The 14,993-nt window shown below is 66.2% G+C and carries 13 protein-coding genes; 1 reads left to right on the forward strand and 12 read right to left on the reverse strand.

From position 1 onward, the window contains the following. Positions 1-46 precede the first annotated feature (46 nt). The 9 genes from lnt to C7C57_RS08735 all read right to left on the reverse strand — a co-directional run bounded on the left by lnt (position 47) and on the right by C7C57_RS08735 (position 10,225). Positions 47-1,699 carry an apolipoprotein N-acyltransferase gene (gene lnt / locus C7C57_RS08695; protein ID WP_187976121.1) on the reverse strand — a complete coding sequence of 551 codons (1,653 nt, stop codon included), beginning with the start codon at positions 1,697-1,699 and terminating at the stop codon, positions 47-49. A 46-nt stretch (positions 1,700-1,745) separates the two neighbouring features. Further along, positions 1,746-4,091: an RNA helicase gene (locus C7C57_RS08700; protein ID WP_187978328.1), complete on the reverse strand. Its 2,346-nt coding sequence runs from the start codon at positions 4,089-4,091 to the stop codon at positions 1,746-1,748. A 131-nt stretch (positions 4,092-4,222) separates the two neighbouring features. Further along, the gene (gene tatC, locus C7C57_RS08705) at positions 4,223-4,975 is read right to left on the reverse strand and encodes a twin-arginine translocase subunit TatC (protein ID WP_121688524.1); all 753 of its coding nucleotides are present in this window, start codon (positions 4,973-4,975) and stop codon (positions 4,223-4,225) included. Positions 4,976-5,024: 49 nt separating this feature from the next. Then, positions 5,025-5,231 (reverse strand): twin-arginine translocase TatA/TatE family subunit, encoded by a 207-nt coding sequence (locus tag C7C57_RS08710; RefSeq protein ID WP_030143432.1) that lies wholly within the window; start codon positions 5,229-5,231, stop codon positions 5,025-5,027. Between the two features lie 77 nt (positions 5,232-5,308). Beyond that, positions 5,309-6,298, reverse strand: a complete 990-nt coding sequence (locus C7C57_RS08715; RefSeq protein WP_187976122.1) for a YafY family protein — start codon at positions 6,296-6,298, stop codon at positions 5,309-5,311. Then, entirely contained in the window at positions 6,295-7,329 is a 1,035-nt protein-coding gene (locus C7C57_RS08720) for a YafY family protein (protein ID WP_187976123.1), read from the reverse strand. Before C7C57_RS08720 ends, C7C57_RS08715 begins: the two co-directional genes overlap by 4 nt. A gap of 125 nt (positions 7,330-7,454) precedes the next feature. Further along, on the reverse strand, positions 7,455-8,366 hold the full coding sequence (locus C7C57_RS08725; protein ID WP_030143429.1) for an FKBP-type peptidyl-prolyl cis-trans isomerase: 912 nt from the start codon (positions 8,364-8,366) through the stop codon (positions 7,455-7,457). A 144-nt stretch (positions 8,367-8,510) separates the two neighbouring features. Next, complete coding sequence (locus C7C57_RS08730; RefSeq protein WP_030143428.1) at positions 8,511-9,527, reverse strand: tRNA (adenine-N1)-methyltransferase; 1,017 nt, start codon at positions 9,525-9,527, stop codon at positions 8,511-8,513. A gap of 2 nt (positions 9,528-9,529) precedes the next feature. Continuing rightward, positions 9,530-10,225 carry an HAD family phosphatase gene (locus C7C57_RS08735; RefSeq protein ID WP_255505637.1) on the reverse strand — a complete coding sequence of 232 codons (696 nt, stop codon included), beginning with the start codon at positions 10,223-10,225 and terminating at the stop codon, positions 9,530-9,532. 101 nt (positions 10,226-10,326) lie between these two features. On the opposite strand from C7C57_RS08735, the gene C7C57_RS08740 reads away from it, so the two are divergent. Then, the gene (locus C7C57_RS08740) at positions 10,327-11,337 is read left to right on the forward strand and encodes a PAC2 family protein (RefSeq protein ID WP_255505638.1); all 1,011 of its coding nucleotides are present in this window, start codon (positions 10,327-10,329) and stop codon (positions 11,335-11,337) included. A 64-nt stretch (positions 11,338-11,401) separates the two neighbouring features. Here the strand turns inward: C7C57_RS08740 and mshC are convergent, their stop codons facing one another. The 3 genes from mshC to C7C57_RS08755 are packed head-to-tail and all read right to left on the reverse strand — an operon-like array spanning position 11,402 to position 14,833. Continuing rightward, positions 11,402-12,634, reverse strand: coding sequence for a cysteine--1-D-myo-inosityl 2-amino-2-deoxy-alpha-D-glucopyranoside ligase (gene mshC / locus C7C57_RS08745; protein ID WP_187978331.1), 1,233 nt, complete (start codon positions 12,632-12,634; stop codon positions 11,402-11,404). Positions 12,635-12,644: 10 nt separating this feature from the next. After that, positions 12,645-13,490: an undecaprenyl-diphosphate phosphatase gene (locus tag C7C57_RS08750; RefSeq protein ID WP_030143424.1), complete on the reverse strand. Its 846-nt coding sequence runs from the start codon at positions 13,488-13,490 to the stop codon at positions 12,645-12,647. Positions 13,491-13,516: 26 nt separating this feature from the next. Next, a complete protein-coding gene (locus C7C57_RS08755) occupies positions 13,517-14,833 on the reverse strand; it encodes a M20/M25/M40 family metallo-hydrolase (RefSeq protein WP_187976125.1) in 1,317 nt (438 codons plus the stop codon). Positions 14,834-14,993 lie beyond the last annotated feature (160 nt).

The raw sequence follows: 14,993 nt of genomic DNA on the forward strand, positions 1-14,993 counted from the left end.
CGTTCCCGGGCACATCAATACTTTATCTGATGGCCCGGGCGCATTCCTAATCGAGTGGGGGTACGCGTGTCGCGCTCGGGCGGGTGCGACGCCGGGTGCCGAAGATCAGCGCGCCGGCGATCATCATCGCGCCGCTCCAGCCCAGGATGATCTGCAGGGTCTGCCCCCACGAGACGCCCGGGGTAATCCCCCGGTACAGCGGCACGTCGGCGATCATGTATCCGGGCTTATACGGCGCAATCTCTGCCAGCGTGTGTCCGTTGGCGTCCACGGTCTGGCTGGTGCCCACGGTCGAAATATTCACCAGGGCCCGCCCGGTTTCCAGCGCGCGCAGCCTTGCGATGGCCAACTGCTGCTCGTTCTCGGCGGTCTTGCCGAAGTCCGCGTTATTGGTCTGGGCCAAAATCACCTGGGCACCGCGCTCGACCCCCTCGCGCAGCAGGTTATCGTCCACGATGTCGAAGCAGATCGAAATGGCCGCGATGGTCCCGCGCACGTCAAACACGTTGTCCCGAGTACCCGGGGTGTAGTCTCGCCCGATCAGCCCGATCAGGTCCGGCGCCAGCGGCTCCCAGAAGGAGCGGTCGGGCACATACTCGCCAAAGGGAATCGGGCGCACCTTGTCATAGCCATCCAGCGGCCCCTGGCCCGCCTCCCACATCAGCGAGGTGTTGTAGTAGTTGCCGTCCCGCTGGGTGATGGTGCCGGTGATGATCGGGGCGTCCAGCAGCTGACCCAGCGAGTTCAGGGCCTGCGAGGCGCGCGGATCCAGCATCGGGTTCAGATCCGAACCGTTCTCGGGCCAGACCACCATGTCCGGTCGCTTATCCAGCAACGGCAGGGAGGCCTTGAGCTGACTCTGCAGCACATCCCCCGGCTCACGCTTATCGAAGTACCCTGCGGGGCCGTTGCCCTGCACCGCGGCGATCCGGCTGGTACCGATCTGCTCGGTCTGCGCGAGCGGCACCGCGAGCAGCGCGGCCACGATCAGCGCGGGCAGCAGGGCACGTGCCGGACGGTGGGCGATTCCCGAGCGCCAGAGATAGAGGAACACCACCGGCAACAGGGCCAGCACAAACGAGGTTCCGGTGAAGCCCACCCAGCTCACCAGGGTTCCGAACGGACTCTCGGCGTGGGCCAAGATAAGCCGGCCCCAGGCAAATCCGCCATAGGGCCAGTTGCCGGCCACCTCCTCGCGGGTGATCCAGACGGTCGCGATGGCCAGCGGCGTCAAAACCCAGGCGATCCGCGGCGAGAAAATCCGCGGGATTCGGCGGGCCACCACGGCGATAAACCCGGCACCCAGGCCGAAGATGATGCCCTCCAGGACCGAGAGCGCAAGCCACGGCACCGGACCCAGATACAGCGCGGTCCAGGACACCAGGGTCAGATAGAAGCCGACACCGGCGAGGATCCCCAGCCCGGTGGCGGCCCAGAACCCGCGGCCGATTACCGCGAGCACAATCATGATCACGCCCACAAAGGTCAGCGGCCACCATCCCAGCGCGGGAAACGCCGAGGCCAGGACCGGACCGGTACCGAGAGCCAGTAGCAATGCCAGCGGCCAGCGCACCCAGGGTGTTTCGGCACTCAGCCGGGAGGCCTCACCCGGCAGCGGTGCGGGACGCAGGAAGCGCCGCCAGCGGCCGTCGGCGAGCACGCTCGCGCCGGAAAAATCGGGGATAAACCGCTGTGTCATTCACGCATCTTCCTGCCCGCGCGGTGCGCGGGTCCCTCAACTTCTATCAGACCGAGCTGTATGCAACGATGCCGCGACGCACACCGTTGAGCGCGCGACGGGCGACCGTCGCAACCTCGGGATCCGCGACATTGGCCAGCTGATCCAGCAGATCGATGGTCTGCTTCGACCAGCGCACAAAGTCTCCCGCGGCCATATCGGCCTCACGCAGCACCTGATCCAGGTCGCGTCCGCGCACCCACTCAAACATCGCGTGGGAGAGACCGGTGGACGGCGGCTCGCTGCCGGGGAGCTGATGAGCTCGCTCGGTATCATCGAGCACGGACCACAGTTCCTCGGTCGCGCGCAGCGCATCGCGGAACGCGCCACCGGGGAGATCGCGCTCGTCGAGGTTGCCCTCGTCCCGGCGTGGTTCGTACACCAGCGCGCAGGCCATCGCCGCCAGCTGAGGGGCGTCCAGCTCACGCCAGAGTCCGCGGCGCAGGGATTCGGCAACCAGCAGGTCGCGTTCGCCGTAGATGCGCTTGAGGATTCGCCCGCTCTCGCTGAGCACCAGGGCCCCGTTATCGTCCTTCACCAGGTACTCGCGGTCCTTGAGCACGTCGGTCACCCGGTCAAAGACTCGGGCCACCGCGCCGGTGCGCTCGTTGATCTGCCGGGTCAGCGAGTCGGTGGAGCGCTTCAGCTTCCACCAGCGCTCGGCCCAGCGTGCGTGCTGCTCCCGCTCGGGACAGCGGTGGCAGGGGTGCTCACGCATCTGCCCGCGCAGCTCGGTCAGGCGTTCCTGACGGCGGCGCTGGGTAGCCTTGGAGCCGTGCTCATTGGACTTGCGTTCGATATCGGTGAGCTCGCGACGAATGCGCGAGTATTCGGCAAAATCGCCCAGATGACAGGCCATCGACTCGGCGTAGCCCGCGAGCGAGGCACGCTGCTCCTGGACCTGACGGGCAAGCCCCAGGACCGCACGATCGGCCTGGAACTGCGCAAAGGAGGACTCCAGAATGTTGCGGGTCCGGTTGCGACCAAACTGATCGATCAGGTTGACGGCCATGTTGTAGGTCGGCCGGAAACTTGAGCGCAGCGGATACGTGCGCTTGGAGGCCAGCGAGGCCACGGCCTCGGCGTTGAGCTCCTCGCGCCAGTGGATCACCGCATGACCCTCGACGTCGATCCCGCGCCGCCCGGCACGACCGGTCAGCTGGGTGTACTCCCCCGGCGTGATCGGCACGCGGGCCTCGCCGTTGAACTTCTCCAGCTTTTCCAGCACCACGGTACGCGCGGGCATGTTGATGCCCAGTGCCAGGGTCTCGGTCGCGAAGACAACCTTGACCAGCTTGCGCCGGAAGAGCTCCTCCACGACCTCCTTGAAGGCCGGCAGCAGGCCCGCATGGTGGGCGGCGACGCCGCGCTCCAGGCCGTCGCGCCAGCGCCAAAAGTCGAGCACCGCGAGATCCTCATCGCGCAACGTCCGGGTGCGGTCGTTGACGATCGAGCGGATCTCCCGGCGCTCCTCGGCCGTGGTCAGCCGGACACCGGTGCGCAGCACCTGGCGCACAGCCTGATCACAGCCGTTGCGGCTGAACACAAAGAAGATGGCCGGCAGCAGGTCGTTTTCGCCCAGCAGCTCCACCAGACCCGCGCGATCCAGCTGGCCACTCCCGGGCAGGGGACGGCGCGGACGGCGGTCGCGTTCCCGACGACCACGGCCGCGGGAAGTTCCCTGGAAGCCGCCATGCGCCATCCGAATGAACTCGGGATTGACGGTGCGGGTATCGCCGCGGAACTCGGTTTCAAACATGTCCACGAGCTTGCCGCGCACCAGCACGTGCTGATCCAGCGGAACCGGGCGCGCCTCGGAGACGATGACCTCGGTATTGCCGCGCACGGCCTGCAGCCAGTCACCAAACTCCTCGGCGTTGGACACCGTGGCCGACAGTGCGATCAGCCGCACCGAGCGCGGCAGATGGATGATGACCTCTTCCCACACCGCGCCGCGGAAGCGGTCGGCCAGATAGTGCACCTCATCCATGACCACATAGGCCAGGTGGTTCAGCAGGGACGAGCCCGCGTACAGCATGTTGCGCAGCACCTCGGTGGTCATCACCACGATGCGGGCACCGGAGTTGATATTTGCGTCTCCGGTGAGCAGACCCACCTGGTCCGCCCCGTAGGTTTCCACCAGCTCGGAATACTTCTGATTGCTTAGCGCCTTCATCGGCGCGGTGTAAAACACCTTCTGCGATGCGGTCTGCATCGCCGCGAAGATCGCAAACTCGGCCACCACCGTTTTACCGGCACCGGTGGGGGCGGCGACCAGAACGCCGTTCCCCGCCTCGACGCTGATCGCCGCGGCACGCTGGAACGGATCCAGCGCAAACTTCTGACCCTTCATGAAGGCGGTCGCGACCGGCCCGACCACATCGGGACGCTCGGGGGCAACCACCGGGGCGACCTCGGCCGAGAGCCCGGCATCAAACACCTGATCGGTAATCGGAGTTGCCGCGGGCTCAGGGGGCGAGGTGGTCATTTTGCGCCTTCCGGGTCCAGGGCGGCGGCCGCATCACGCTTGGCCACCCGTCGATCATGCATCCAGGCAACTGCCCAGGCGCCAAAGTAAAGCACAACCATCGGGATCGCCAGCAGGAACATCGAGGCGATGTCCGCGGCCGGGGTGGCCGCGGCACAGAACAGCGCGATGATTAGGATGGCCCAGCGCCATCCACCGATGATGCCTTTTGCGCTCAGCACCCCCACAAAGTTGAGGAGCACCAGCAGCACCGGCAACACAAAGGCGATACCCACGGCCAGGATCAGCCGGAGCACAAAGTCGTAGTAGTAGCCCGCCTGGTAGATGTTCGCGGCACCCTCGGGGGTAAACCACGCCATCACCTCGACGATATGCGGGAACACCAGCCACCCGGCAACACAGCCGGCGAGGAACAGCGGAATCGCCGCGCCCACAAAGCCGGCCGCGTAGAGCTTCTCCTTGCGGGTCAGCGCGGGCATAAAGAACGCCCAGATCTGCGAGAGCCACACCGGAGAGGAGAGCACCACACCGATGGTGAGTGCCACCTTCATCTGCAGGTCAAACGGTGAGGTGACCGTATCAAAGTTCAGCAGCGCGGTGCCGGTGGTGCTGAGCTGCTTGATCGGTTGGGAGATTGCCGCAATCGCCTGCCGGGAGAAGATGAACCCGACAATCATCGCCAGGACGATGCCGAGGGCGCTGATAAAGAGACGCTTGCGGAACTCTCTGAGGTGCGCGCCGAGGGACATGCGTCCCTCCCGGTTTTTCACCGGCTTGGCGCTAACCGCCACGACGGGCTTAGTTCTTGGTCGGAGCGTCGTCCGCGGTCGGCTCAGCCGGGGTGGAGTCACCCTCGGGCTTCTTGCCGGCACGGATTTCGCTCTTAAAGATGTTCATCGACTGCCCCAGGCTGCGAGCCAGGCCGGGAAGCTTCGGCGCGCCCCAGATCAGCAGAATGATGAACAGCAGGACGGGCAGGTGCCATCCGGCGAGCAGGTTTTGCATGGGAAATCCTCTGGTTGGTGTACACGTACGTACACTTCGAGTCTACCGCGAATCCGTTCGAACCGCAGGGAGGTCGATTACAGGCCGTATCCGGCCAGTGCTTCCCGGGACCAGGCCGCGACCTCCTCGCGGGCGGTTCCCGGATCGGTCACCTCGGCGAGGCCTCCCAGTCCCGCCACCACGCGCTTGAAGCCGTGTACGTGCCCCAGCCGCAGATTGACCAGCGAGCGGTTGCCCACCTCGCGCACCTGGGAGTCGGCGGTAAAAAACTCGGCGATCATCGGTAGGGCGGCGGTGTCGATGTTGATCGTGACGGTCAGATCGGTGGCCGAGGGTTGGAAGAAATCCGAGGGGACGCTGAGGTCGTCGGCACCGTGCTGGGCCTGATTTTCGCCGATCTCGACGCTGTTCATGCGATCGATGCGGAAGGTACGCACGGCCTGGCGCAGGTGGCACCAGCCCCGCAGATACCAGTCCCGATCCAGCGATTCCACCCGGAGTGGATCGACAGTTCGGTGCTCGGTCCGACCGTCGGCCGACAGATAGTCAAAGCTCAGCTCGCGGCGCTGGGCGAGGGCATCCCGCACGGGCACCAGGGCGGCGGTGGCGGGACTCGCGGCCACGGCCACCTCGGTCGGGCGACCCGAGGAGCCGATCGCCAGCTTGGACATGAGCGAACCGATTACCTCGTCGTCGGCCGACCCCGGGAGCGCCGACAGATACTGCAGCCCGGCGATCAACGCGGCCGCCTCCCTCGCCGAGAAGCGCGGGGAATCGTCGATGACCACCAGCCGGGTGAGCACGATCTGATCGCGCTGTTCAAACAGGTCCCAGTCGATGTCGAAGAGGTCCTCATGCTGATAGGCGCTGGTCTCCCCGGGGACGCCGGACACGGCAATCAGCGCAACCGACTCGCGGATCAGCGTCTCCCCCACCCCGAAGTGCTCGGCGGCGGTGGCCACGCTGACCTGCTCATGCTCGATCAGATAGGGCACCAGGACCAGCAGAAACGCCAGCCGATCGCGCCCCTGCAGCCCGGCACCGGCTCGGGTGGTGGACTTGGTCATCGGGACTCCCCCTCGGATCGATCGGATACGGCCTCGGCCGTGTGATTGCGCAGCGTCCGCCGCAGTCGCTCGATGACCGCGTCGCGCAGGGCCGCGGGTTCGCGCACCAGCACCTCGGGCCCGTAGCCGGCGAGCTCGTCGGCAAACACGTTGACATCGGTGTAGTGCACCCGCAACGGGGCGTCTTCGCGATCCAGGGCGCGGGTGAGCAGTCGGCGGGCGGCCTCGGTGTTCGGGCGCACATCCAGCAGCGCACACTGGCTCTCATAGAGGCCCCGGAGGTCGGTCAGGGCGCGCTCGGCGCTCCCCGCATTGTCTTCGGTAAAGGAGCGACGCGTGGTGGTCACCGCGCCCAGGATGCGCGAGAGCAGGAAGGTGCGCGGCTCTTCGGCGTCTCGGTCGATGCCGTGCACGTGCCAGCGACCCTCATGCTGTACCAGGGCCAGCGGGGCCACGCGGCGACGGCGCGCGTGTTCGTCGCCGGGCTTGAGGTAGTCGAAGGAGACCTCGAGCTTGCGATCCATCGCGGTGTTCAGCGGCGCGAACGCGCTCTCCCGGGTGCGCAGCCGCGGCGCGTAGCCAATCAGCGGATCCGAGGACTCCACCCCCAGCGCCCGGAGCTTATGCAGCGCACGCTGCGACTCATCCGAGAGTGACCCCTCACGCCACACGGTGCCGGCTAGGGAGAGCACCCCGATCTCGGCCGGCGAGAAGGTGACCTCGGCGGGCAGATCGTATTCGCCCTTGGGGATGCGGTAGCGCAGCAGCTGGTTGTTGCCACTCTCCCCCGGAGGCTCCACGGTCTCCAGCGGGATACCCAACTCACGTACGTCATCTTTATCGCGTTCGAACTGACGTTCGAGCGACGTGTTATCCCCGCCGCGCACGAAGCGCTGGCGATATCCCTGCACGGTGGAGAGAATTTCGGCTTTGGTCAGCCCCTGTTCACTTGCGAGCAGCGCAAGAACCAGGCTGAAGAGCCGTTCCTCGACGGGAACGCGGGGCGGGGTGGCGCGAGTAGATTCGAACACGTATTCAGTTTAGCGTGTTGTGGCGGCCGGTGGTTGATTCGTGTCGGGCGCGGCGCGCGGTGGGTTTTCGAGACAAAAATACGCCGCACCCCCGTGCGGGGATGCGGCGTATTCGAGAGGTCGAACTAGACCGAGACGGTGCCCAGGATGTCCACCACATAGATGATGGCGCTTCCGTTACCCTGCTCGGCGGGGTCCTGCAGCTTCGGCGGCACAACCACCAGCACGCGCGAGCCGATGGTCTGGCCCTTCAGCGCCTCGGCGAGACCCTTGCCCAGCTTGTCCAGCGCGGCAACCTGCGGGGTCTTCGAGGTCCAGGTGGTCGAGATGATCGAGCGCTCGTTCCAGCTGGCCACGGTCGAGTTCATCGCGAACGTGTCCTTGGCACCGAGCTCCTTGCCGTCACCCTTGATCAGGGTGGCGACCTTGAGCTCCTCGGGTGCCTTGCTCTTGGGGATGGTCAGACCCGGGGTGCCATCCGGCGCGCTCACGACGCTCGGGAAGCCCGATCCCACAACCGGGACGTCGCGCCCGTAGGCGCGGTCCGGCAGAACCGAGGTGATGTCGGCCACAAACACGATGGCCGGCGACTTACCCTCGGACTGCTCCGAACCCACGGCCGAGGCGATCCGAGAACCGGCCTGAGCGCACTCCAGCGCCGGACGGAACTGCTCGGGCAGACTGTTCACCAGGTACGGCTGCGGACCGGTCTGCTCGCTGGACTGCAGCAGCTCGCCGTTCTCGCCGTTGTAGAGGGAGAAGTTCATGGTGATCACCTGGTTGCCGGTGATCGGAATGCCGGTGCCCTCACGCACAACCGTGCGCTGCCCCTTACCCTTGTCCACGTACAGCGGGGTCGGGATCTCCACCTTGGCGACCGACCCGGCCTTCCCGCTGGTCTTGATGTCATCCGAGGCCTTCCCCGAGGACATCGCGGGCTTGCAGTCTGCGGCCGACGGGGCAACGGTGGAACACGCGGTCAAGCCGCCGCCAACCAGCAGCGCTGCGGCGACGATGAGTGCGGGGGTGGTGCGCACGGTACCTCACTTTGGGTCAGGAATAGGAAGCGGTCGAAAAGTCAACGCGATCGTCAGACCAGTCTAGGTGACCGGATGCTGAGGATTGAACGCGAGGGGGAAAGGTTGCACGCGGCGAGTCGTCGCCGCGTGCAACCGGAGGGATTAGTCCCGTGCGGCATCCGCATCAAAATCGCGGCTCAGCGACGACTCGGCCGCGGCCTGAGCCTCGCGCACACGCTTGCGCAGCGACTTGTCACTGGCCTCGCGCACGCCGAGCGAACCGGGGGTCCAGGCCTCGACATCCTCGGCGCTGAACTCGGTCTTGGAGGCACGACGCTTGAGCTCGGGCATGATCGTGCCGTCGGCAAGCTTGCGGGCGGTGATCAGGAATCCGGTGTGCGCGATCATCCGGTGATCCGGACGCACGGCCAGACCCTCGACGTGCCATCCACGCACCATGCTCTCGCTCGAGCTGGGGTTGGTCACCCGACCGGTGGCGCGCATGGCCTCGGCCACGCGGGACAGCTGGGTCACGGTGGCGACGTAGCACAGCAGCACGCCGCCGGGCACCAGGGCATCCAGGCAGGCGTCGATGCACTCCCAGGGGGCGAGCATGTCCAGGACGATGCGGTCCACGGTGCCGGGCTCGGTGGTCTGCGGAAGGGTCTCGGCGAGGTCGCCGGCGGTGATCGACCAGTTCTCCGGGGTGTAGCCGAAGAAGGTGGTCACGTTTGCCCGGGCGACATCGGCGAATTCCTCGCGACGCTCATAGGACTTCAGGGTGCCCTGCGGACCGATCGCGCGCAGCAGCCAGAGCGACAGCGCGCCCGAACCCACGCCGGCCTCCACCACGGTGGCACCGGGGAAGATGTCGGCGTCGCCGACGATGGCGGCTGCATCCTTGGGGTAGATGATCGCGGCGCCACGCGGCATCGACATCACGAAGTCGATCAGCAGCGGGCGCAGCGCCAGATACTCCTCCTCGGCGGAGTTCACCACTACCGAACCGTCGGGCAGGCCGATGATCGCGCTGTGCTGAATCACGCCGCGGTGCGAGTGGAACTCGCCACCCTCCTCCAGCGCAAAGGTGTTCTTGCGGCCCTTGGGGCCGGTCAGCTGGACGCGGTCGCCAAGGCGGAAGGGGCCGGAGTTCAGGGCCCGCTCGGTGCCGGGGACAATGCTCACGAAGAAATCTCCTGGGTGTTATTGAGGGTGGTGCGACGCCAAACAAGCGCGCTCAGATCATCCAGCGTCACCCCTTCCAGGGTGGGCCAAACGGTAAAGTCGGGGTTTTCGGCGACCTGTGTGGCGTGGGGAACCACGATCGCGGTGGTGCCGGCGGCGGCCGCCGAGGTGATGCCCGGGAGCGAGTCCTCCAGGGCCACGCACGCGCGGATGTCCACACCCAGCGCCTCGGCACCCAGCAGATAGGGCTCGGGATGGGGCTTGGCGTGGGTGACCGAGTCTCCGGTCACCAGCGCATCAAAGGCGGGGAAGTCGATCATGGCGATGACCTTTTCGGCCATCGTCCGAATCGACATGGTGACCAGGGCGGTGGGGATGTTGTTTTCCCGCAGCTCGCGCAGCAGCTCCAGCGCGCCGGGGCGGAAGGGCACACCGTGCTCCTCGATCTTGGCGATCACGCGGCCGGTCATCGTGGCCACGATCTCATCCAGCTCCAGGGCCACGCCCTTGCTCTGCAGGACCGCGGCACACTCCCAGAGGCCCGAGCCCACCATCTGCAGGGCGTCCTCCTCGGTCCATGTGCCGCCATAGGAGCCCACAAGCTCCCGTTCGGTGGCAATCCAGTACGGTTCGGTGTCTACGAGGGTGCCGTCCATGTCCCAGAGGACTGCGGCGGGAAGCTGAGTGGTCACGGGGTCCCATGTTACCTGGTCCGGCCCGGGCAGTAGGGTGTAATCACGCCCGCGCGTCCCTCGGATGCGATCACGGGCACGAGCATGCAGGAGAGAATCTGGTGACTGAGCGAATTCTAGTGGTGGCCTTCGAGGGGTGGAATGACGCCGGTGAGGCGGCATCCGGGGCGGCCAAGGTGCTGCGCGAACACCTGGCGGCGACCCCGGTGAAACGCATCGATCCCGAACCCTATTACGATTTCCAATTCACCCGCCCGACGATCTATTTCGACGAGTCGGGACGCCGCGCGCTGCGCTGGCCTGAAACCGTGTTTTATGCGCCGGGCGAGGCAACCGGCGACGCCGACAGCATCGAGGCGCAGCCCGCGTTCATCCCCGAATCGCTCGGCGCGCGCACCAGCACCAGCAACGAGTCCCAGGTCTATCTGCTCCTGGGCACCGAGCCCAGCCGAAGCTGGCAGGCGTTTGTCTCCGAGGTGCTGGACACCGCGCTGGTACACGATATCGGCCGCATCATCGTGATGGGATCGGTCCTGGCCGATGCCCCGCACACCCGGCCGATCCAGATCGAATGTTCGAGCGACAACGCCGAGATTCGCGGGGAGCTTGAGCTGGAGCGCAGCCAGTACGAGGGCCCGGTGGGCATCCTGAACGTGCTGTGTGTGGCCGCCGAGGCCGTGGGAATTCCCACCCTGTCGGTGTGGGCCTCGGTCCCGCACTACGTGCACAACACCCCCTCGCCCAAGGCGATTCTGGCCCTGATCGATCGGATCGAAGAGCTCGTGGGGGTGGTGATTCCGCGCGGCAATCTGCTTGCCGAGGCCGCCGAGTGGGAGCAGACCGTGTCCGCGCTGACCGCCGAGGACCCCGACATGGTGAACTACATCACCCAGCTGGAGCAGGCCCGCGACACGGTTGAGGACCCCGAGGCCTCGGGCGAGGCGATCGCCCGCGAGTTCCGCCGGTTCCTGGACAGCGCCCCGGAGGCGGAAACCGGAAGCGAGCCCGGACCCGACACCGACGAGGGCAAAACGGACGCCGCGGAAGGCGACACGGAAGACGGCACGGAGGGCTCTGGCGACCCCGATCTGCCGGACTCCCCCACCGCCTAGGACACCCCAACACAAAACGCCGCCCGCAGACTGCGGGCGGCGTTTTGTCTGTGCGGGAATCGAGCTAGAGCGTGATTCCCAGCAGCGCCGACACCAGATCGGCGAACAGCTCGGTGTCGTCAATCTCGGCCAGGGCCGCATCGATCGCCGCGAGGGCGGCCGGGGTGTCCAGGTCGTCCTGCAGGGCTGCGCGCACGCGCTCCAACAGCGCCAGGGTCGATCCGGCTACCGGGTTCGATCCGGCGTCACGCCAGGATTCCAGGCGGCGCTCGGCACCATTCAGGTCGGCGTCGAACCACTCCCAGTCGCTGCGGTAGTGGTGGGCGAGCACCGCGAGGCGAATCGCCGCGGGTTCGGTCCCCGCCGCGCGCAGCTTGGAGACCAGCACCAGGTTGCCCAGCGACTTCGACATCTTCTCACCCTCGAAGGCCACCAGACCCGCGTGACTGTAGATGCGAGCCAGCGGCTCCCCGGTCAGGGCCGAGGCGTGGGCGGCACTGAACTCGTGGTGCGGGAACGGCAGGTCTCCCCCGCCGGCCTGCACGGTGAAGTTCTCCCCCAGCAGGCCGGTCGCGATCACGCTGCACTCGATGTGCCAGCCCGGACGGCCCGCTCCGATTGCCGCCGGCCAGGACGGATCGTTCGGCCGCTCGGCGCGCCACAGCAGCGGATCCAGGGCGTCCCGCTTGCCCGGACGCTCGGGATCGCCGCCGCGCTCGGCGGACAGGGTCAGCATCAGCTCGCGGGTGTACCCGCTCACCGATCCCAGGGTCCAGGGGCCCTTGGAGGCAGCGGCTGCGACATCAAAGTAGATGTCCTCACCCTCGGCATCGGCGGTTTCGACCCGGTACGCGAGGCCCGTCTCCAGGAGTTCGGCCACGGCCAGCGCCACCGCATCGATGGTGTCGGTCACCGGCACATACTCGCGCGGCGGCAGGATGCTCAGGGCCGCCATGTCCGTGCGGAACAGTTCAATCTGATCGGCGGCCAGCGCGCGCCAATCCACGCCGGTTGCGGTGGCTCGCTCGAGTAGCGGGTCATCCACATCGGTCACGTTCTGGACGTAGTGCACCTCGTACCCGGCATCCAGCCAGACGCGCTGCAGCGTGTCAAAGGCCAGATAGGTCGAGGCGTGACCCAGGTGGGTCGCATCATACGGGGTGATGCCGCACACGTACAGGCCCGCGACCCCGTCGGTATCGGCCAGGGCCGACGCCCCGGTTGCGGTATTCAGGATGCGCGGCGCGCCGCCGACACCGGGCAGTGCCGGTACCCGCGGTGCGATCCACGAGGGGATGGTCCCGAGGCTAGTTGCCATATGCCGACAGCACCCCGGTTCCCAGCAGCACAAACAGCACCAGACCCAGCGCGATCCGGTAGATCACGAACGGCAGGTAGCTGCGCTTAGAGATGTAGTTCATGAAGAACACGATGACCACGAGGCCCACCACGAAGGCGACGATGGTCGCCACGATGGTCGCGGCCACACCGAAGGGTTCGTGAGCACCCGAGGTGTCGGTGAAGGCCTTGTACACCTGGTAGAAACCGGCACCCATCACGGCGGGGATGGCCAGCAGGAATGCATAGCGAGCGGCCGCGGCCCGGGTGTACCCGAGGGCGAGGCCCGCGGTGATCGTGCCACCCGAACGCGAGACGCCCGGGATCAGGGCCAGCGACTGGGCCAGTCCATAGATGATGCCGTGACCGTAGGTGAGGTCCTTGACCTCGAGGCGCTTGCGCCCCAGCCAGTCGGCGACACCCAGGATGATGCCGAACACGATCAGGGTCGTGGCGGTGAACCACAGCGAGCGGAAGGTGGTCTCGATGTCGTCCTTGAACAGCAGTCCAAGCACCACGATCGGGATCGAGCCGAGGATGATCAGCCAGCCCATCTTCACATCGGGATCGGTGCGCGGCACCTTCCCCACCAGGCCCTTGCACCAGGCACCGATGATGCGAACGATGTCCTTCCAGAAGTACAGGATCACCGCGAGCTCGGTACCGATCTGGATGATCGCGGTAAACCGGGCGCCGGGGTCCTCACCGGTGCCGAGGAAGGCACCCACGATGCGAATGTGGGCACTTGAGGAGACCGGGAGGAACTCCGTCAGGCCCTGCACCAGGCCCAAAATTATGGCGTTAATAAATTCCACGCGAGGGGTACTTTCTTCTGTGGGGATTAGTAGTCAAGAAGCAGATCGGTGAGAACCGCGCGGCCAAACACGAGGGCGTCCAGGGGGACACGCTCGTCGACGCCGTGGAACATCGCCGGGAAATCAAGATCGGCCGGCAGCTTCAACGGAGCAAAACCATAACCGGCAATGTCAAGTTTAGACAGTGCCTTGTTGTCCGTGCCCGCGGCGAGCAGATACGGAAGGACCGGAGCACCCGGATCGTGCTTGCCGAGGGCCGCGGTGACCGCGTCCACCAGCGTGCCGGTGGCCGGGTTTTCGATGCCCACATCCTGGTGGGAGATCTCGATCCGGACGTCGTCGCCGATCAGCGCCTGGAGCTGCGCCACGACCTCGGCCTCCTCCCCGGGGAAGCAGCGAATGTCGATTCGGGCCTCGGCCCGGTCGGGAATCACGTTGTGCTTATATCCCGCGGAGAGCATGGTCGGGTTGCTGGTGGTACGCAGCGAGGCATGAATAAACGCCCCGGCCGGACCGGTGGCCAGCGCGATCTCTTCCGGACCCACCCGCTGCGGATCCACCCCGAGCATGCCCGCGAGCGAGGCGATCAGAGCCTCGGTGGTATCGGTCAGGCGCACGGGCCACTGGATCGACCCGATCGCGGCGACCGCCCGGGCGAGCTTGGTCACCGCATTGTCTTCAAGCACCCGCGACCCGTGGGCCGCGGTGCCGGTGGCCACGAGCTTGGCCCAGACCAGTGCCTTCTCCCCCGTCTGCAGCAGGTAGGCCCGCTTATCGTTCACGGTGACCGAGTATCCACCGACCTCGCTGATCGCCTCGGTGGCACCGGCGAAGAGGTGCGGGTGGTTATCCACCAGGTAGTGGGACCCGAAAATGCCGCCGTTTTCCTCATCGGAGAAGAAGGCGATAACCAGGTCGCGTTCGGGACCACCCTGCTCCAGCACATCGGCGAGGGAGGTCAGGATCATCGCATCCATGTTTTTCATGTCCACGGCACCGCGGCCCCAGATCATGCCGTCCTTGATCACGCCACCAAACGGATCCACCGACCAGTTCTCCGGCTCGGCCGGCACCACATCGAGGTGTCCGTGCACCACGAGAGCGCCCTTGTCCCGGTTGCGACCGGCGACACGCGCAACCACGCTCGTACGCCCCGGCGCGGCGTCAAACAGCTGCGGCTCAAGCCCGAGCGCCCGCAGCTTCGCCTCCACGTATTCGGCGGCCTCCGTCTCCCCGTTAGACACACCGTCGCCGTAGTTTGTTGTGTTCATCTGGATAAGTTCGCGCGTGATAATTGCAGTCTCATCGAGCGCAAATTCCGCGTCATTCTGGGCCTCGGTCATGACCACAAGGCTATCGTGCATCCCAACCGAATGCCGGAATTGTGTCGGTTGGTAAAAACGCCGGTTGGGCGTCTGGTAAAGTTTTCCCTGTTGGAATGGCCACGGCCCAGACAACAAACGCCGGTCACGAAAGTGATCAAGCCGAGAAATCGGAAGTTAC

Source organism: Mycetocola sp. JXN-3 (assembly GCF_014522285.1).
Taxonomy (GTDB): domain Bacteria; phylum Actinomycetota; class Actinomycetes; order Actinomycetales; family Microbacteriaceae; genus Mycetocola; species Mycetocola saprophilus.

Excerpts from the sequence above, each read along its gene's own strand:
- C7C57_RS08710 (WP_030143432.1), bottom strand. The coding sequence starts at position 5,231 with ATGCAAAACCTGCTCGCCGGATGGCACCTGCCCGTCCTGCTGTTCATC.
- tatC (WP_121688524.1), bottom strand. The coding sequence starts at position 4,975 with ATGTCCCTCGGCGCGCACCTCAGAGAGTTCCGCAAGCGTCTCTTTATC.
- lnt (WP_187976121.1), bottom strand. The coding sequence starts at position 1,699 with ATGACACAGCGGTTTATCCCCGATTTTTCCGGCGCGAGCGTGCTCGCC.
- C7C57_RS08700 (WP_187978328.1), bottom strand. The coding sequence starts at position 4,091 with ATGAAGGGTCAGAAGTTTGCGCTGGATCCGTTCCAGCGTGCCGCGGCG.
- C7C57_RS08755 (WP_187976125.1), bottom strand. The coding sequence starts at position 14,833 with ATGACCGAGGCCCAGAATGACGCGGAATTTGCGCTCGATGAGACTGCA.
- C7C57_RS08715 (WP_187976122.1), bottom strand. The coding sequence starts at position 6,298 with ATGACCAAGTCCACCACCCGAGCCGGTGCCGGGCTGCAGGGGCGCGAT.